Genomic DNA, 17,446 nt, shown 5'->3' on the forward strand with positions numbered 1-17,446 from the left:
CTCCACGCTTGCAGTTCAAACTACCCACCACCGCCACGGCGCCGTTTTGCCCATCCGAGGTGCAAGGCTCGGTCGCCGTCACGCAAGGCGCGCCGCTCTGGAAAAAGATTCTGCAATTCGCCGGTCCCGGCCTGCTGATTTCGATCGGCTACATGGACCCCGGCAACTGGGCGACCGACATCGAAGCCGGTTCGCGCTATGGTTACAGCCTGCTGTTCGTCGTCGTTCTGTCGAGTCTCGCGGCCATTGCGCTGCAATGTTTGAGCATGCGTCTCGGTATCGCGACGGGGCGTGACCTCGCGCAACTGTCCAGCGCACGTTATTCGCCGGTGGTGGCGCGCTTTCAATGGGTGCTCGCGGAAGTGTCGATCATTGCGTGCGATCTGGCCGAGGTGCTCGGCGGCGCGCTGGCTTTCCATCTGCTGTTCAAATGCTCGCTGACCACCGGCGTGCTGCTGACAGCGTTCGATACGCTGATCGTGCTCGGCCTGAAGGGCAAAAATTTCCGCGACCTCGAAGCGATCATGCTCGGCCTGATCGCGACCATCGGCGTGGGGTATATCGTCGAACTCGCGCTGGTGAAGCCGCATTGGCCTGCGGTCGCGCTGGGGCTGATTCCTTCGTGGCAGGCGCTGAATTCGCGCGAACCGCTGTATCTCGCCATCGGTATTCTTGGCGCGACCGTCATGCCGCACAACCTCTACCTGCATTCGTCGATCGTGCAGACGCGTGCGGTGAAGCGCGATTCCGCCAGCATCCGTTCGGCGATCGGCATGTCGCGGCTCGATACCATTGGGGCGTTGGTGATCGCGCTGCTGATCAACATGGCGATCCTGATTCTCGCCGCCGCCGCGTTTCATGCGAACGGCCATACCCAGGTCACTGAAATCGAAGACGCCTACAAGCTGCTTGCGCCGATCGTCGGCACCGGCTTTGCGGCGGTGCTGTTCGCCATTGCGCTGCTCGCGTCGGGACAAAGCTCGACCTTCACGGGCACGGTCGCGGGGCAGGTCATCATGGAAGGCTTCCTGAACCTGAAAATTCCGTGCTGGCAGCGCCGCTTCATCACGCGCGCGCTGGCGCTGATTCCCGCGTTGATCGGCGTGCAGATGATGGGCAACGGCGCGGTCGGCAAGTTGCTGGTCGCCAGTCAGGTCGTGTTGAGCCTGCAATTGCCGTTCGCGCTTTATCCGCTGATCAGGATGACCGGCGACCGTGCGTTGATGGGGGAGTTCGCCAATACGCTGCTGACGCGATTCGTCGCGTGGACGCTGTTCGTGGTGATCAGCGCGGCTAATCTGTGGCTGGTGGTGCAGACGATCGGACTGATCGGCTGAGTCGAGGTCCCAAACCGGCGCCGCGTAAAGTGTCGTGGCACCGCAGTGTCGCGGCGCCACGAAAAATCAGACGCCGTAAAAACAAAGGTCCGCTCAATGGCGGACCTTTTGCATTTCAGGCTTCGGTTCGAGTCGGGCCGGACCAGCCCTCGTCGAATAACTTCAACTCAGGCGGCTTGCGCGATCTGCGCGGCTTCGAGCGCTTCCTGGCGAGCGGCTGCCGCCTTCTTCGTCTTGCCGGCACGCGACGGCGGCTGGCAAGCACCGCACACCACGTTGTGCTGCAGGTCGTGCTTGTGGGCGACGAACTTGCCGGTACAACGGCAGCACTTGGTCAACTGCAGAATGTCGGCGTCGAAGAAACGTACCAGCGTCCAGGCGCGCGTCAGATCCAGCACCGGTTCGGATTCGCTGTGCTTGCAATGTTCCAGATACAGCCGATACCCTTTGGTCAGCGCGTCCAGATGCGAACAACGCGCTTCGTTCTTCAGAAACAGGTACGTGTTGTAGAACAACGATGCGTGGATGTTCGCCAGCCACGTCATGTACCAGTCCGCCGAGAACGGCAGCATGCCCTTGGGCGGCGATACGCCTTTGACCTCGCGGTACAGGCGGATCATGCGGTCGCGCGAGAGCGTCAACTCACTCTCGAGCACCTGCATACGGGCGCCCAGTTCGATCAGCGCGATCGCACGGAATACTTCTTGTGCGTCTTCCGTCAGGCTACGCTTGAGCATTGCAGTCACCTCGATTAAGCAAACTGCTCGGCAGGTTGGCCTGCCAGCAGGATTGCCGCGTGAGTCGGTGCAACGGCGGCGTGCTTCGTGGTTTGCGTCAACGCCGACAACATGGCGTGGTCATTGAAGCGGAAAAAGCACAAAAGCTGATCGGAAGCGGCCAGCTTGACGATTTGCGCGAGCGACAAGCCCGCCAGCAAATCAGCCAGTTCCGACGACAGACCGAGACGGAACATGCCGACCGGTTTGTCCTCACGCAACATACGTTGCGCAAGCATGATGTAAGACAAATTAATCTCGCGGATTGAATCCAGCGTCTCGCTGCTACGGTCCATTTTCTCTGTTTCCGAAGCCCCGAATTACTATGTCGGCATTTTTTGCCGTTATTTCTTTTCTGCCTCGCCGGAAACGATAACCTCCGGCTACATGTCACCGACTTGATACAGACGGCGACCTTTTGATACATCGCGTTACATTTCGTAACAGCTTGGGACGAATTGTATGAAGGGCAAAACAAGAAATCAATCCCTTCTCTAAAAAATATCTCAAAAAGATACATCAAATTTCGGTAACTCTTTCACGGTGCTGTAATAGTCAATGCCTAGCAGATTTTTCGCCGTGAAATTTTTTTGTCTGATCCATGAAAACCCTTGTCCAGTGGGGATCTAGCGAAATGATATGAACAAAAGGCGGAGTGGGCTCGCAGTGCGGTAATTTGCGCGGGAGCAAGAAAGGAAACAGAAAGGGAGCGGAATATTAAGTAATATATACCGCCAACCATTGCTGTTAGAGGGACAAATCGGAGATGTAACGGACTGGTGCGGCCCCGGTTACAAACTGGGCGGAAGTTGTAACGTCTTACGTAACGCTTTCGCGCCGGTCTGTCGAACGCGTTCCACCTTGAAGCCGAGCGGACCGCTCAGACGCATGCTGAGCACGAAGCGGGCGAATTCGGCGGAGACCGGGAGCTGGCCCAGCAGGCTGCCTGACACCATGCCGTCGGAGTCGGCGCCGATGTGACAACCGTAGGCCGGGCGGGCGCCATAGCCGGGCATCAGGCCGCCCCAGCGCGGCGGCCCCGACTACCGGGCGGCCAGGCGGTGCGCTGCGGCAAGCACCGAACGACACGGCTGATGAGCCCGGTTGGCATGTCGCGAGGACTGGGGCCGGTTACAAAGAGAAGTAGCGGATCGCGTTTCGCCTAGGCCGGTGAGGCCCCCGCGCGAAAACCCATTACATGAAACGCACCATCAGATCGGCATCGTGAAACACGCCGCCGACATTCAACGCGCCCACTTCACAGCCGTACTTGATAAAGCCGACCGATTCATAGAGCCTGCGCGCCCCCGTGTTGTGACTGCCGACCATCAACTGGATTTGCCGCAACCCGTGGATCCGCGCAGCGCGTGCCAGCAATTCGTCGAGCAATGCGCGGCCGATGCCGCGGCCCGCCGCTTCGGGCGCGACGTACATGCCGACGACGGCCGCCTTATGCCGCTCCTTGTCGTGCTGGTTGCGCGACAGTCCTACCACGCCGAGCAACGGTGTGTCCGCTGAAGTCTGCGCCGACGCAAAAGCGCCGAGCAAAAACTCCCCCTCGGCGGCGCGCGAACCTTGCAACCTCGCGTCGTGTTGCTCGGGGCCTCGCGCCAGCGCTTCCTCGTAGCTCTGGCCGAACGATTCCGGATGAGCCTTGAGCCCGCGCAAGCGAAGCTGAAAATAAGCGTCGCGATCGGCAGGGCCGAGTTGGCGGATGCATACAGCGGTGGCGTCGTTCAAGTGCAAGCCCTCTGTGCGTGTAGGTTCAGCCGTGCGTGCGCGCAATGTTAAACCTCCGAGCTTGCCCGGTCTCACGGTGTGAGGCAATCGCTACGGCGCGGTTTCGGCACGCTGGTTGTCGGCGAACTCGCGCAGCGCGGTGGCGGTTTGCTGATCGGCGGGAAAGAACGCTTCAATGGCGAGCTCCGATAGCGTGACGTCCACCGGCGTGCCGAACACGGTGGTGGTACTGAAAAACGATAACTCGCCGATCGGTGTGCGCAACCGCAACGGCACGGCAATCTGATTGACGGCCGCGTTGTCGTGCTCGGCCGCCACGGCGCCGGGCGGTGCGGGGTACGCGGCCAGTTCGTCGCGCAGGGCGCTCAACGTGCTGTCGCCGCTCACTTCGATTTGCCGTTGCAGCCGCGCGAGTGCATGGTCGCGCCATGCATGCCAATTGACGATCGAACCGGCAATACCGTCCGGATGCAAGCTCAACCGCAGTGCGTTGACCGGTGGTTTCAACAGTTCGGGACTGGCGCCGGATAGCAGCGGCGCGAGCGCATTGTTCGCGGCGACGATGGTCCAGTGGCGATCGATTGCGAGCGCCGGGTAGGGCTCGTGTCCTTTCAACACCAGCTCGACGGCCTCGCGTGCGGCGGCGAGTTGCGGGTCCGACAGAGGGCGCTCGCGGAACAGCGGCGCGTAGCCCGCGGCAACCAGCAGCGCATTGCGCGCACGCAGCGGAACGTCGAGCCGCTCGGCAAGATGCATGACCATTTCCCGGCTCGGCACCGCTCGCCCCGATTCGACGAAGCTCAAATGCCGGGTTGAAACGTCGGCCTCGGTGGCGAGCAGCAACTGGCTCATTCTTCGCCGCTGACGCCATTCGCGCAGCAGATCGCCGACGGTGCGGCTTGCCGATGGCGACGACGGTGACGACGGCGCCGTGTGCGCAAGAGAGAGTGTGTTCATGGCGCCCATGATAGCCAAAGCACACCAGCGATCCATTACCCGACAGGTAATGGAATACCCCGGCGAAATCTACGAATGCCCGTAACCGCTTCGAGTCCTTTCGACACCAACGCCTACCCGATCCCGCACCACCAGCAGGCGGGCCGTGAGCGCAACGCGTCACAACGCGGCACACGCGACTCAGGCGGTGACCACGCCATCCGGCACGGCGTGAAGTTCGACGCCCAACGCGCGCGGCAGTGTGAACACGGCGGTTAGCGGCCGCTTGCGCTGCTGACCGATCCGGCCGCTCGACAGGATCCCCATGAAGACCCTGCATGGCGGCGCAGGGAGATCCTTACCTCCGACGTAATCGACTCCCCGCACCGCAACCGTCAATCTTCACTCCGAGCCCGCCGTCGACACCCTGTCTGCCGAGCGTTGCGCTCAGTCGAGTTCACCAAGGAGTCTGAGATGAATACGCATACCGATCTGATCGACCGTTATTTCGACGCATGGAACGAAACCGATGGCGGCCGCCGTCGCGAGTTGATCGCGGCGACCTGGAGCGCCGACGCCGACTATCGCGATCCGTTGCTGGCCGGCGCGGGCCACGATGGCATCGACGCGATGATTCGCGCGGTCTACGAACGCTTTCCGCATCACACGTTTTGCCGCACCACCGAGGTGGACGGCTTCGCGAACCGGCTGCGTTTTTCGTGGGCGCTGATCGCGCCGACGGGCGATGCGATCGTCAAGGGCTCCGACTTCGGCATGGTCGACTCGCGTGGCCGTCTGCAGAGCGTGACGGGCTTTCTCGACGAGGCGCCGGGCGGCGCCTGACCCACAACCTTGCCTCACGGCCTTCCTCACGGAGAAAATCATGCATGAGCCCGCCGCCGTCACGCTTGCCGATACCGTTGTCGCGTTTGCCCGTTGGTCGGACGCCGTCGACGCGCTTTGCAGTGCCATCGCCGGATTCGCGCTACTTGCGAATACGCGCGCCTTCGCTTTTACCGCGCTGCTCGCCTGGCGCGAGCCGGTGCTGGGCGGCTTGGGTCTCGTGTTGCTGGCGGCGCTCGGCTGGTTGCGCTGGCAGTGCGGCGGCCGAGCTGCCGCGCATGACACGCACGCTGGGCGTGTCACACGCGCCGGGCGTGTCACCCACGCGGCGCACGCCATGCACACCGGGCGTGACACCTGCACGGCGCGCGCGAGCCAGCCGGTTCCAAACGCCGGCAACGAGTCGCGCGCCGTCATGCGGGACGATCCAGCGCACGCCTTGCCGGTTGGCGCGGGACGGGCTCTCGTTGCTTGCTACAATCGTTCGTCGGAAAGCGAGTCGAAGCGCCGCGCCGCCCGTGTCGGGCCTTGCTCGTCGTCAGGCGCCTGGCCATACGCAGGTGCGCAGGTGAAGCGCCCGCAACGATCGCTTTGCGTTATCCGGACTTAGCGTCCACACCCGGCGATAAACCGCCAATCGGACCTCAAGGAGAGACCGTGCTGAAGAATCTGGACCCGCTGCTCAACGCCGACATATTGCATGCGCTACGCTCGATGGGCCACGGCGACGAACTCGTGATCTGCGACGCCAACTTCCCGGGCAGTTCGGTGGCGCGCGAGTCGGTGCTGGGCGAGTTGCTCCACCTCGACGGCGTGAGCGCGCCGCGTGCAATTCGCGCGGTGTTGTCGGTGATGCCGCTGGACACGTTCATCGACCATCCCGCGTCGCGGATGGAAGTGGTGGGCGAGCCGAAAACCATTCCCGCGGTGCAGCGCGAAGCGCAGATCGAGGTCAATGCTGCCGAAGGTCGCGAGGTGCCGTTCGTGTCGATCGAACGATTCGCTTTTTACGAGCGCGCGCGCAAGGCCTATTGCGTCATCGCCACAGGCGAAGAGCGCGGCTATGGTTGCTTCGTATTCACCAAGGGCGTGTTGCTGGCGCCGGATGCGCCTCAGTCGTAAGCAGAGGTCGCTGCCGCTTGCCGGCGCGCCTCACTTCACCTCGCAAGGACGAACCTCATGAGCTTCTCGATCGACACGCTCGACCACCTCGTTCTGAACGTTGCCGACGTCGAGGCCAGCGCCGCCTGGTACGCACGTATGCTCGGCATGCAACGCACCGAGTTCGAATCGCGCACCGGCACGCGGGTGGCGATGACCTACGGCAATCAGAAGATCAATCTGCGCCCCGCCTCGGCCGATACCGTCGCGTGGTTCACCGGGCGCGAGCCGGTGCCCGGCAGCGCCGACCTGTGCTTCGTCACCACCACCGCAAGCCCCGCCGAAGTCAAGGCGCATTGGCTGGCGCAGGGCGTGGCGATCGAGGCCGGCCCGGTCGAACGCGACGGCGCGCGCGGCAAGATGATCTCGGTGTATTGCCGCGATCCGGACGGCAATCTGATCGAAGTGGCGAGCTATCCGCGCGCCTGACTGGTGTGACCCAAGCGGCGAATGCCGGCGCTCGTCACGATCTCGGCGTCGCCGGGCGCCGCTCGGGCACCGTTCGACTACCTCGTCACGCGGCGTCGCCCGACGCCGCTCAACCCGCCCCGAGCTTGGAAAAGACGGGTAATGCACATATTCTCAGTGGCACAGCGGGGAACTGCGGCCCGTTAGACAGGTCTGCTGCTTATTCATTTACAGGAGTCCCTCATGACGCGTCCCATCGATTCCGGCGTTATCCTCATCGCGCGTATTGCGCTCGCCGTGTTGTTTCTGTGGGGCGGTGTGATGAAATTGCTGGGCTATGCGGGCTTTGTGGGCTACCTGCATTCGAAGGGCGTGCCCTTCGTGCAGATCGCCGCGCCGATCGCCACGGCGGTCGAAGCGCTCGGCGGCCTGCTGCTGATCGTCGGCTTCAAGGTGCGCCCGCTGGCGCTGATCATGGCCGTCTACACGGTCGCGACGGCGGTGCTCGGCCACGATTTCTGGAACGTCACCGACGCCGCGCTGCAACGCGACATGGTGATTCATTTCTGGAAGAACATCGGGATTGCCGGCGGTTTCCTGCTGCTGTTCGTGACCGGCGCGGGCCGCATCAGTATCGACGGCGCGCGTGCGCCGCGCGGCGGGCTGGGTCGTTGATCGGCGGGTTGCGGTAGGCTGTGTCGAGTGCTTGTGATTCTGGCTGTAACCAAGGGAGCAAATAATGATTCAAAGTTTCGAGCAAACCATTGGCGGCAACGTCACCCAGTTGTGCGCGAGCCTCGGCGAAGGGCCGACCCCTCACCGGGTGATCATCAGCCTCGCCGATTCGGCCAAAACGCTGGTCGTTCTGGATGCGTCCGGATTCCTTGGCGCGCTGAAGGCCGAGATCGAGGAACCGGAAAAGCTGATCGCCGACGCGATCGAAAAAGCGCAGAAGGAAGGTCTGATCGAGCGCGCGATCGATACCGGCACGATACAGGAGGCGTCGCTGTAAAAGCATCGTAACGGCGGCAGAAGTTTTTTCGCGCGACGGCCGCGCTGCGCTGCACGGCACTGCGTTGCATCGCGCCGACAACAACCCCCGCATTGCCTAAGCAATTGCGGGGGTTGTTTTTTGCGTTGATAAAAAGCGTCGGTTGTCAGCGAGGCTGAGATTCGCCAACCCGCGTATCGCCCACGTTGCCAGACGACGATGGCGACGAAGACGACGCATGCGGCTGCGGATGAATAAAGCAGCTCAGCACACCGCCGAGCGCCAGCAGACCGACCGAGATCGCGGTCGCGGCCTGCATGCCCGCGACGATCTGCGTGGCGGCAGCGCCGCTTGCCAGCGCGCCGAAGGCCGCTACGCCCACGGCGCCGCCGGCTTGTCGCGCGGTGTTCAACACCGCGGAGGCCGTGCCCGCCCGCTTCGCTTCGGCCGAGGCCAGCACGGCGGTGGTCATCGCCGGGACGGCTAGCCCCATGCCCGACGGAATCAGCAGGAACGGCAGCAGCAAGCCGATCAGCGGCGTGCCGGCGTCGACGAAATGCAGCAGGCCATAGCCGAGTCCCGCGGTAATCGCGCCGGCAATCATCGGCACCCGCACGCCGTAGCGTCCCACGACCCAGCCGCTCGCCACGTTCGAGATCAGAAAGCCGCCGGTCAGCGGCAGGAAGGCCAGCCCCGCCTGCAACGGCGTGTAACCGCGTACGCGCTGCAGATAGAGGCTCAACACGAACACCATGCCGTAGTACGTCAGATTCACGCAGATGCCGAACAGCACCGCCACGCTGAAACTGCGTTTGCCGAAGAGCGATAGCGGCAGCATCGGCGATTCGGCGCGCGCTTCCACGGCGACAAACGCGCCCGCCGCGACCAAGGCGAGCACGAAGCCGCCGGCCACCAGCGGATGGCTCAACCCCAGCGGCCGCCATTCGATCACCGCGGCGACGAAGGCGGTCAGCGCGACGATCGCGAGGCACTGACCGCCCGGATCGATACCGCGCGGCGTGGCCGTGCGGGTTCCAGCAGTATGTTGCGGATCGCGATGGGCAGGTTCGGTGCGCGGCACCCAGAGCAACGTGGCGAGCAGACCGGCCGCGCAAATCGGCAGATTGACGAGAAAGATGCTGCGCCAGCCGAACGCCGCGATCAGCAGCCCGCCGACCACCGGTCCCGCCGCGATCGAGATCGCGCCGGCGGCGGTCCATAGTCCGACCGCGCGGGCACGCAGCTTCGGGTCGTGCCCGTACGCGCGGTTGAGCAGCGCGAGCGAATTCGGCAGCATGGCCGCGGCGCCAATGCCTTGCACCGCGCGCGCGCCGACCAGCATGGCGGCGTCGAGCGCCAGTCCGCAGGCGAGCGACGCCAGCGCGAACAGCACGATGCCCGCCGCGTACATGCGCCGCGCGCCGAGACGGTCGCCGAGCACGCCGGCCGACAGCATCAGCACGGCGAAGGCCAACGTGTAGGCGTCGACCACCCACTGCAGGCCTGCCACGTTCGCGTGCAGGTCCGCGCCGATTTTCGGCAGCGCGATATTGACGATGGTCACGTCCAACTGGGTGACGACGAAGCCGACGCTGACGGTCGCGAGAATCCGGCCGAGGGAGGGCGAGAGGGAGGGGTTGGGCGAGTTCATGCGTTACATCGTAGGCGCGATGCAGCGGGTCATGTTTCGGGACTACGTGAAGTATGCATGTCACGGCACTACGGAAAGTCGCGGTGTCTTGCCGGCCGCGGCAGGCCGATGCGAGCCCGCGCACCGGCGCCTACACCCGTTCAAACGACCACGGCGCGCCCAAGGCGCGCCGTCGTTGCGAACCGCCGGCTCATCCGGCCGGCGCAAACCGCCAGCTCAATGCTTCTGCGGCGCGTCCTTGATGAACAGTGTCGTCAACGCACCGAGCACGCAGATCGTGGCGACGTACATCGGCGCGGCCATCGGGTTGGACTTCATCATCAGCGAAACGGCGATCGGCGTGAGGCCGCCGAACACCGCATACGCCACGTTGTACGAAAACGAAATGCCCGAGAAACGCACCACCGGCGGGAACGCCTTGACCATCACGAACGGAATCGCGCCGATCACGCCGACGAACAGCCCGGCCGCGGCATACAGCGGCACCAGCGCCGAGGTATCGGCGGCGAGTTGCTGGAACATCACGTAGTAGGTCACCGCCAGCGCGAGTCCGCCGACGAAAATCGTGCGGCCTGCGCCGATCCGCCCGGCGATCGAGCCCGCCAGCACGCAGCCGATCGTCAGACACAGCGTCGCCACGCAGTTCGCCAGCAGCGCGGTGGCCGGCGCGACGTGAAACTGCTTCTGCAGCAGCGTCGGCGTCATCAGAATCACCACGACGATCGCGGCCGACAACATCCACGTGAGCAGCATCGACACGATCACCGCGCGGCCGTGGTCGCGCAGCACCGCCTTGAGCGGCACTTCGGCGGCAATCGCCTTGCGCTGCTTGAGCTCGGCGAACACCGGCGTTTCATGCAGCCAGCGGCGCAGATAGACCGAAAACATGCCGAACACGCCGCCGACCAGAAACGGAATCCGCCATGCGTAGGCCGAGATTTCCGCCGGCGCGAAGTGGCGGTTCACTGCCGACGCGATCAGCGAGCCGAGCAGGATGCCGGCCGTGAGACCGGCCGTCAGCGTGCCGCATGCATAGCCGATGTGCCGCTGCGGCACGTGCTCGGAGACGAACACCCATGCGCCCGGCACTTCACCGCCGACCGCCGCGCCTTGCATCACGCGGAACAGCAGCAGCAGAACCGGCGCGAGCACGCCGATGCTGGCATAGGTCGGCAGCAGACCCATCATCAGCGTCGGCACCGACATCAGCAGCACGCTCAGCGTGAACATGCGCTTACGGCCGAACAGGTCGCCGAAGTGCGCCATGATGATGCCGCCGAGCGGCCGTGCCAGATAGCCCGCGGCGAAGATGCCGAAGGTTTGCACCTGGCGCAGCCAGTCCGGCATGTCGGCCGGGAAAAACAGCTGGCCGATGGCCGGCGCGAAAAACACGAAGATGATGAAGTCGTAGAACTCCAGCGCCCCGCCGAGGGCCGCGAGGCCGAGCGTCTTGTAGTCGCTGCGCCCAAGAGGGCGTGGGGTGACAGCCTGCGCTCCACCCAGATTTGTCGCTTGCATTAACTGTTTCTTGTCTTGAATTGGAAGCCACACGTAGCGCGTGGAAATACGGCGGTCGTCGGGCGAGAAGTGTGGCAAGCGCGGGGTAGAGCACGGGACACCGGCGCGCCGGTCCGGATAGGGCGAGCGCGATGACGACAGGGGCCAGGCGCGATTTTACAGGACGAAAGCCGGGGCTTTCTGGAAGTGCTTAATTGGATTGGGGAAGGTTCCCGTGTGCGGCCGTTTTTAGTGCTGGCCAGGACGAAGCCACGGGAACAGTCGGAAAAGCCTGTAGGAATGCCGGTCGCCTCTGTCAGAGGGAGCCGATAACTATGTAAATTAGGATTGCTCCTATGGGTTCGGATGGGTGGGGCTCTGAGAATCGCGTCCGACCTATCCGTTGAGAGTTATCCCATGCGCATTGCCATCCTTCAGCATGACCCGCTCATGCGTCAGTCGATCGAAAAGATCCTGAGCGGCGCCAGCCACACCTGTGTTTCCTATGACGACGGCCTTGCCATGTCGAAATCGCTCGCGCGTTCCACCGTGGATTTGCTGGTACTGGACTGGCAGGCTACCCGCCTCGCCGGCGCCGAGATTCTGCGGTTGGTGCGCGCCGCGGGCGGCGACCGCTTGCCGATCGTGTTCGCGTCCAGCGATACGTCGGAGGAAAGCATGGTGCGCGCTTTCGTCGGCGGCGCGGACGACTATGTCGCGTTGCCCGTCCGGCCAGCCGAGTTTCGCGAACGCGTCGCGGCGCTGCTGCGGCGCACGTATCCTGACCGATTCAGCGATGCGAGCTTCGAGGCGGGACCGTACCGCTTCGACACGCGGCGCCAGATCGTGCTGGTGCGCGGACGGATCGTGGCCTTGTCCGGCACGCAATACCAGCTGGCGGCGCTGTTCTTTTCCAACATTGGCCGCGTGATGTCGCGCGACCATATTTTCGCGATGGTTTGGGGCCGTGAGTTTCGCGAATTTACCCGCACGATCGACAGTCACGTTTCGCGCTTGCGCCTGCTGCTCGAAATCGACGAACCGAACGGCTTCCGGCTGCAGCCGGTGTACAAAAGCGGCTACCGGCTGCTGCACCTGCTGCAGGACGAAGCCGCCGGTCCCCAGAAAGAAGCGGCCTGAGCGCCGCCCGACTTTCAATCCAGCTTAAATCTGCGGCAGCGCTGGCCGCGTCTCCAGCGCGCGACGAATCAACGTTTCCACCGCCTCGCGTTCTTCGCCCACGAGCGGCAGACGCGGCGGCCGCACCGGCTCCGTTCCCAACCCGACGATCGTCTCGGCCAGCTTGATGTTCTGCACGAGTTTCGCCGACACGTCGAGCGCCAGCAGCGGCGCGAACCAGCGGTAAATCGCGCGGGCTTCTTCGAGCCGTCCCGCCTTCAGCAATCGGTAGATCGCCACCGTCTCGCGCGGAAACGCGCAGACGAGACCCGCCACCCAGCCGTGCGCGCCCATCAGGATCGCTTCCATCGCCAGATTGTCGACCCCGCACAGAATCGCGAAGCGATCGCCGACCGCGTTGATCAGATCGGTCACGCGCCGCACGTCGCCGCAGGATTCCTTGATCGCGACGATTTTCGCTTCGTCGGCGATCTCGGCGAACATGTCCGGTGTCATGTCGACGCCGTAGGCGAGCGGATTGTTGTAGATCATCAGCGGCAGCGCGCTCGCGGCGGCGACGCTACGGAAGTGGTTAAGCGTCTCGCGGCGGTCCGACAGATAGCGCAGGCCCGGCAGCACCATATAGCCCGCCGCGCCGTGACGGCTACCGGCTTCGGCCTGACGGCAGGCGTCGAGCGTGCTGTTTTCGGCGATCGTCAACAGAACCGGCACGCGGCCGCGCGCGGCTTCCACGGCGATATCGAGTACCTGCAACTTCTCGTCCAGCGACAACGTGGACGCTTCACCCAGCGACCCGCACACGATGATGCCGTCCACGCCCGCGTCGATCTGAGCTTCGATATTCTTGCCGGTCCATGCCCGGTCTATGCTGAAATCCGCGTGAAACTTGGTGGTGACCGCAGGTAATACGCCTTCCCAGATATGCGCCACGACTGCTCTCCTGAGTGTGATGTGTCGAAGCGCAGTGTAAGCAGGGAAAATCCCGCCGTCTTGCGTGAATCGCGCGTGACGGATGACGATTTCGGCATAGTCGCCGGGCTGGACCTGCATCGAGCCGAACACCCCTCGCACACCGGTAGAACTATGCCGAAATCGTCACAATCCACGCTCAAGCGCACCAAGACTTGAACGTCCGTCGTTTCTACCATGGGCGTCATGAAAACCATTGACATCATCGACTCGCATACCGGCGGTGAACCGACCCGCCTCGTGGTGACGGGCGGCCCGGACCTCGGCGGCGGCTCCCTGGCGCAACGGCTCGAGGTATTGCGCAGCCGCTTCGACGACTGGCGCGCCGGCGTCGTCACCGAGCCGCGCGGCTCGGACGTGGTGGTGGGCGCGCTGCTGTGCGAGCCGCACGACCCCACCTGCGCGGCCGGCGTGATCTTTTTCAACAACGTCGGCTATCTCGGCATGTGCGGACACGGGACGATCGGCCTGATCGTGTCGCTCGCGCATCTGGGACGGATCGGGCCGGGGCGTCATCGGATCGAGACGCCGGTCGGCGTGGTCGAGGCGACGCTCAACGAGGACGGCAGCGTCGGCGTACGCAACGTGCCGGCCTACCGTTATCGCCAGGCCGTCGCGGTGGAGGTGCCGGGCTACGGCGCGCTGACCGGCGACATCGGTTGGGGCGGCAACTGGTTTTTTCTCGTGGCCGATCATGGTCAGGCGCTGGAGGCGTCGCGGATCGGCGAATTGACTGCTTTCAGCGGCGCGATTCGCGACGCGTTGATCGCGCAGCGCATTACCGGCGCCGACGGCGCGTTGATCGACCACATCGAACTGTTCGGACCGGGCTCGCGTGACGGCATCGACAGCCGCAGCTTCGTGCTGTGCCCGGGCAATGCGTACGACCGCTCGCCATGCGGCACCGGCACCAGCGCGAAAATCGCCTGTCTCGCGGCCGACGGCAAGCTCGCCGAAGGCGCGGTATGGCGGCAGGAAAGCATTATCGGCAGCGTGTTCGAGGCGAGCTATCGGCGCGGGGGTGGGGGTGACGGAGACGGCGACGCTGACGGTTTCGGTGACGCCGTGATTCCGACCATCACCGGCCGCGCACACATCATGGCGGAAGGGCGGCTGTGTTTTGACGAGCGCGATCCGTTCGCGTGGGGCATTCGCACGGCATGAGAGCGGACGCGCTGATCGTCGGAGCGGGCATCGTCGGCGCGGCATGCGCGGCGGAACTGGCCGCGCTCGGCATGCGGGTCGAGGTGCTGGACGCACACGGCATCGGCAGCGGTGCGACGGCGGCCGGCATGGGCCATATCGTCGTGATGAACGACTCGCCGGCGGAATTCGCGCTGAGCCGCTACGCGCGCGACTTGTGGCTCGAACTCGCGCCGCGCTTGCGCACGCGTGACGCGTTCGCGCGCTGCGGCACGCTGTGGGTCGCGGCCGACGACGAAGAGTGGCAAGCCGCCCGCGTCATGCAGGCGGCGTTCGAAGCGCAGGGCGTCGCTGCGCAACTGCTCGACGCCGCCGCACTGCGAATGTGCGAACCGGCGCTGGCGGCGTCGCTGGCGGGCGGGTTGCGGATCGAGCACGACAGCATCGTGTATGCGCCCACCGTCGCCGAATGGTTGCTGACGCAATCGCCCGGCGCGGCAAATATTGGTCTGCGACTCGGTGCGGCGGTGAGTTCAATCGAGTCGGACGGCGTCACGCTGAGCAACGGCGAATCGATCAGCGCGGCCTGTGTGATCGTGGCGAATGGTCTGGGCGCGCGGCAACTCGTGCCGTCGCTGCCGTTGCAGCCGAAGAAAGGCCATTTGCTGATCACGGACCGCTATCCCGATCTGATTCGCCATCAACTGCTCGAGCTCGGCTACATCAAGAGTGCGCATCACGCGGCGGGGACGTCCGTGGCGTTCAATGCGCAACCGCGGCCCACTGGACAATTGCTGATCGGCTCGTCGCGCCAGTTCGATACCACCGACCCCGCCGTCGAGATGTCCGTGCTCGCGCAGATGCTGCAGCGCGCCGCGCGTTATCTGCCGACGCTGCCGACGCTCAACGGCATTCGCGCGTGGACCGGTTTCCGCGCGGCCTCGCCGGATGGTCTGCCGCTGATCGGACCGGCCGGCGATTTCGCGCCCGGCGTCTGGCTTGCCGTAGGACATGAAGGGCTCGGCGTGACGACGTCACTTGCCACCGCGAAGCTGCTCGCGGCGCAGATCATGGCGAGCGCCGCGCCGATTCCCGTCGAGGCGTATTTGCCGGCTCGTTTCGCTCGTCAGGTGATGCATGAATAGTTTCGACGCGGGGCGTATTCGCTTGACGATCGACGGCCGGCCGGTCGACGTCGACGCCGGTACGACCGTGGCCGGGGCGCTGGCCATCGCGGGTGTGGGCGGTGCGCGGCGGTCGGTGAGCGGACAACGCCGCGCGCCGTTGTGCGGCATGGGCGTCTGCCAGGAATGCCGCGTGACGATCGACGGACGCGTGCACGCGCTCGCGTGTCAGACGCTGTGCCGCGAAGGTCAGATCGTGCAGACGTGTGACGGGGAGCGCTTGCCATGACGCTTCACTTCGACGTCGTTGTCGTCGGTGCTGGACCCGCCGGTCTGAACGCGGCCTGTGCGGCGGCGCGCGACGGCGCCACGGTCGCGCTGCTCGACGACAATCCGCGCGCCGGCGGCCAGATCTGGCGCCAGGGTCCAGCGCATCCGCCGCCGGCACCGCTCGACAACCTGCTGACCCGCCTGAGCGGGCAAGACCACGTCAGCTACTGGCCGTCGACGCGGGTCGTCGCACCGCTGGGCTCATGTGGTCTGTTGCTTGAATCCGCAGAACACGGCGGCGTGTCGATCAGCTACCGCCGATTGATCCTGGCGACCGGCGCGCGCGAACGGCTTCTGCCGTTCGCCGGCTGGACCTTGCCTGGCGTGAGCGGCGCGGGCGCGCTGCAGGCGTTGATCAAAGGCGGCATGCCGGTGCGCGGCGAACGGATCGTGATTGCCGGCAGCGGCCCGCTGCTGATCGCGGCGCTCGCCACCGCGCGCGCTGCCGGCGCGCGCGTGATTGCGGTGGTCGAGCAGGCCTCGGCGTTCGATGTCGCCCGTTTCGGAATGTCGTTGCTGGCGGAGCCCGCGAAACTGCGCCCGGCCGTCGAGATGACGCGTGGGTTCGTGGGGCTGCATTACTGGACCGGTAGCGTCATCCGCGAGGCGCACGGCGACGGCCGCGTCGAACAGGTGACGATCCGCCGTGGCCGCCAGGAGGTGACGCTCGCTTGCGAACGTGTCGCGTGTGGTTTTGGGCTCGTGCCGAATGTCACGCTGGCGCAGGCGCTCGGCTGCGCGATCGACGATGCGGGCGGGATCGTCGTCGATGACGAACAGCGAACCTCGGTCGATGGCGTGCTGGCGGCGGGAGAATGTACTGGCGTCGGCGGCGCGGAACTGGCGATAGTGGAGGGTGAGATCGCGGGATTGTGCGTTAGTGACGACTGTGGGAATGGCGCCGGGAAGCGCGGCGAATATGATGCCGACAATCCCGCCGGTGCCGGTGCCGGTGCCAACGCCGCTGCCAACGCCGCTGCCAACGCCGCTGCCAACGCCAACGCCAACGCCAACGCCAACGCCAACGCCAACGCCGCTGCCAACGCCGCCGCAATGAAGGCCCTATACGCGCAGCGCGCGCGTTGGCGCCGCTTCGGCCGCCGCGTCGCCACCGCCTTCGCCTTGCAAGCCGCCGCCCGCACGCCGCCCGCCGACGCCACGCTGCTATGCCGATGCGAAGACATCAGCGTCGGCGAAGTGCGCGCCTGCGCCGACTGGCGCGACGCGAAACTGCATACCCGCTGCGGCATGGGCGCTTGCCAGGGAAGAATCTGCGGCGCCGCGGCGAACCTCTACTTCGGCTGGCCGGCCGCCGCGCCGCGCCCGCCCTTCAGTCCCGCGCGGATCGACACACTAATGGCGGCCGCGAACCCAACGCCACCGGCAAGCGAATCATAATG

Annotated in this window: 21 protein-coding genes; 12 read left to right on the forward strand and 9 right to left on the reverse strand. The window is 64.9% G+C overall.

The genetic code is table 11. From position 1 onward, the window contains the following. Positions 1 to 8 precede the first annotated feature (8 nt). Complete coding sequence (locus BX591_RS12955) at positions 9 to 1,337, forward strand: Nramp family divalent metal transporter (RefSeq protein WP_111931823.1); 1,329 nt, start codon at positions 9 to 11, stop codon at positions 1,335 to 1,337. A 167-nt stretch (positions 1,338 to 1,504) separates the two neighbouring features. Here the strand turns inward: BX591_RS12955 and flhC are convergent, their stop codons facing one another. The 6 genes from flhC to BX591_RS37150 all read right to left on the reverse strand — a co-directional run bounded on the left by flhC (position 1,505) and on the right by BX591_RS37150 (position 5,116). Next, a complete protein-coding gene (flhC, locus tag BX591_RS12960) occupies positions 1,505 to 2,074 on the reverse strand; it encodes a flagellar transcriptional regulator FlhC (RefSeq protein ID WP_111931824.1) in 570 nt (189 codons plus the stop codon). A 14-nt stretch (positions 2,075 to 2,088) separates the two neighbouring features. Next, complete coding sequence (gene flhD, locus BX591_RS12965; protein WP_035558891.1) at positions 2,089 to 2,409, reverse strand: flagellar transcriptional regulator FlhD; 321 nt, start codon at positions 2,407 to 2,409, stop codon at positions 2,089 to 2,091. 495 nt (positions 2,410 to 2,904) lie between these two features. Continuing rightward, positions 2,905 to 3,129, reverse strand: coding sequence for a hypothetical protein (locus BX591_RS12970; protein WP_111931825.1), 225 nt, complete (start codon positions 3,127 to 3,129; stop codon positions 2,905 to 2,907). Positions 3,130 to 3,307: 178 nt separating this feature from the next. Continuing rightward, positions 3,308 to 3,859 carry a GNAT family N-acetyltransferase gene (locus BX591_RS12975; RefSeq protein ID WP_111931826.1) on the reverse strand — a complete coding sequence of 184 codons (552 nt, stop codon included), beginning with the start codon at positions 3,857 to 3,859 and terminating at the stop codon, positions 3,308 to 3,310. Between the two features lie 84 nt (positions 3,860 to 3,943). Next, entirely contained in the window at positions 3,944 to 4,810 is an 867-nt protein-coding gene (locus BX591_RS12980) for a helix-turn-helix domain-containing protein (protein ID WP_476739454.1), read from the reverse strand. A gap of 180 nt (positions 4,811 to 4,990) precedes the next feature. Beyond that, entirely contained in the window at positions 4,991 to 5,116 is a 126-nt protein-coding gene (locus tag BX591_RS37150) for a hypothetical protein (protein ID WP_276330767.1), read from the reverse strand. A 147-nt stretch (positions 5,117 to 5,263) separates the two neighbouring features. Here BX591_RS37150 and BX591_RS12985 point away from each other — a divergent pair, with 147 nt between their 5' ends. The 6 genes from BX591_RS12985 (at position 5,264) to BX591_RS13010 (ending at position 8,213) form a co-directional block, all read left to right on the forward strand. Beyond that, on the forward strand, positions 5,264 to 5,632 hold the full coding sequence (locus BX591_RS12985) for a nuclear transport factor 2 family protein (protein WP_111931828.1): 369 nt from the start codon (positions 5,264 to 5,266) through the stop codon (positions 5,630 to 5,632). A gap of 40 nt (positions 5,633 to 5,672) precedes the next feature. Continuing rightward, positions 5,673 to 6,242 carry a hypothetical protein gene (locus tag BX591_RS36920; RefSeq protein ID WP_244146995.1) on the forward strand — a complete coding sequence of 190 codons (570 nt, stop codon included), beginning with the start codon at positions 5,673 to 5,675 and terminating at the stop codon, positions 6,240 to 6,242. 47 nt (positions 6,243 to 6,289) lie between these two features. Continuing rightward, on the forward strand, positions 6,290 to 6,754 hold the full coding sequence (locus tag BX591_RS12995; RefSeq protein WP_111931829.1) for an RbsD/FucU family protein: 465 nt from the start codon (positions 6,290 to 6,292) through the stop codon (positions 6,752 to 6,754). A 57-nt stretch (positions 6,755 to 6,811) separates the two neighbouring features. Then, positions 6,812 to 7,222, forward strand: coding sequence for a VOC family protein (locus BX591_RS13000; RefSeq protein WP_111931830.1), 411 nt, complete (start codon positions 6,812 to 6,814; stop codon positions 7,220 to 7,222). A 222-nt stretch (positions 7,223 to 7,444) separates the two neighbouring features. Further along, positions 7,445 to 7,876: a DoxX family protein gene (locus BX591_RS13005; RefSeq protein WP_111931831.1), complete on the forward strand. Its 432-nt coding sequence runs from the start codon at positions 7,445 to 7,447 to the stop codon at positions 7,874 to 7,876. A gap of 64 nt (positions 7,877 to 7,940) precedes the next feature. Then, positions 7,941 to 8,213, forward strand: a complete 273-nt coding sequence (locus BX591_RS13010; RefSeq protein WP_111931832.1) for a hypothetical protein — start codon at positions 7,941 to 7,943, stop codon at positions 8,211 to 8,213. 145 nt (positions 8,214 to 8,358) lie between these two features. Here the strand turns inward: BX591_RS13010 and BX591_RS13015 are convergent, their stop codons facing one another. Together BX591_RS13015 and BX591_RS13020 are read right to left on the reverse strand one after the other, a co-directional pair. After that, positions 8,359 to 9,843, reverse strand: coding sequence for an MFS transporter (locus BX591_RS13015; RefSeq protein WP_111931833.1), 1,485 nt, complete (start codon positions 9,841 to 9,843; stop codon positions 8,359 to 8,361). Positions 9,844 to 10,059: 216 nt separating this feature from the next. Beyond that, a complete protein-coding gene (locus tag BX591_RS13020) occupies positions 10,060 to 11,361 on the reverse strand; it encodes an MFS transporter (protein WP_111931834.1) in 1,302 nt (433 codons plus the stop codon). 396 nt (positions 11,362 to 11,757) lie between these two features. Between BX591_RS13020 and BX591_RS13025 the strand changes: the two genes are divergently transcribed. Beyond that, on the forward strand, positions 11,758 to 12,480 hold the full coding sequence (locus BX591_RS13025) for a response regulator transcription factor (RefSeq protein ID WP_111931835.1): 723 nt from the start codon (positions 11,758 to 11,760) through the stop codon (positions 12,478 to 12,480). Between the two features lie 24 nt (positions 12,481 to 12,504). On the opposite strand, the gene BX591_RS13030 is transcribed toward BX591_RS13025, so the two are convergent. Then, positions 12,505 to 13,410, reverse strand: coding sequence for a dihydrodipicolinate synthase family protein (locus tag BX591_RS13030; RefSeq protein WP_111931836.1), 906 nt, complete (start codon positions 13,408 to 13,410; stop codon positions 12,505 to 12,507). A 216-nt stretch (positions 13,411 to 13,626) separates the two neighbouring features. Here BX591_RS13030 and BX591_RS13035 point away from each other — a divergent pair, with 216 nt between their 5' ends. The 4 genes from BX591_RS13035 to BX591_RS13050 are packed head-to-tail and all read left to right on the forward strand — an operon-like array spanning position 13,627 to position 17,444. Beyond that, positions 13,627 to 14,613 (forward strand): 4-hydroxyproline epimerase, encoded by a 987-nt coding sequence (locus BX591_RS13035; RefSeq protein ID WP_111931837.1) that lies wholly within the window; start codon positions 13,627 to 13,629, stop codon positions 14,611 to 14,613. Continuing rightward, positions 14,610 to 15,737 (forward strand): NAD(P)/FAD-dependent oxidoreductase, encoded by a 1,128-nt coding sequence (locus tag BX591_RS13040; RefSeq protein ID WP_111931839.1) that lies wholly within the window; start codon positions 14,610 to 14,612, stop codon positions 15,735 to 15,737. Before BX591_RS13035 ends, BX591_RS13040 begins: the two co-directional genes overlap by 4 nt. Continuing rightward, positions 15,730 to 16,005 (forward strand): (2Fe-2S)-binding protein, encoded by a 276-nt coding sequence (locus tag BX591_RS13045; protein ID WP_111931840.1) that lies wholly within the window; start codon positions 15,730 to 15,732, stop codon positions 16,003 to 16,005. Before BX591_RS13040 ends, BX591_RS13045 begins: the two co-directional genes overlap by 8 nt. Continuing rightward, positions 16,002 to 17,444: an FAD-dependent oxidoreductase gene (locus BX591_RS13050; protein WP_111931842.1), complete on the forward strand. Its 1,443-nt coding sequence runs from the start codon at positions 16,002 to 16,004 to the stop codon at positions 17,442 to 17,444. The genes BX591_RS13045 and BX591_RS13050 overlap by 4 nt, the downstream gene beginning before the upstream one ends. The last annotated feature ends 2 nt before the right edge of the window (positions 17,445 to 17,446 follow it).

Source organism: Paraburkholderia bryophila (genome assembly GCF_003269035.1).
GTDB classification, from domain to species: Bacteria; Pseudomonadota; Gammaproteobacteria; order Burkholderiales; family Burkholderiaceae; genus Paraburkholderia; species Paraburkholderia bryophila.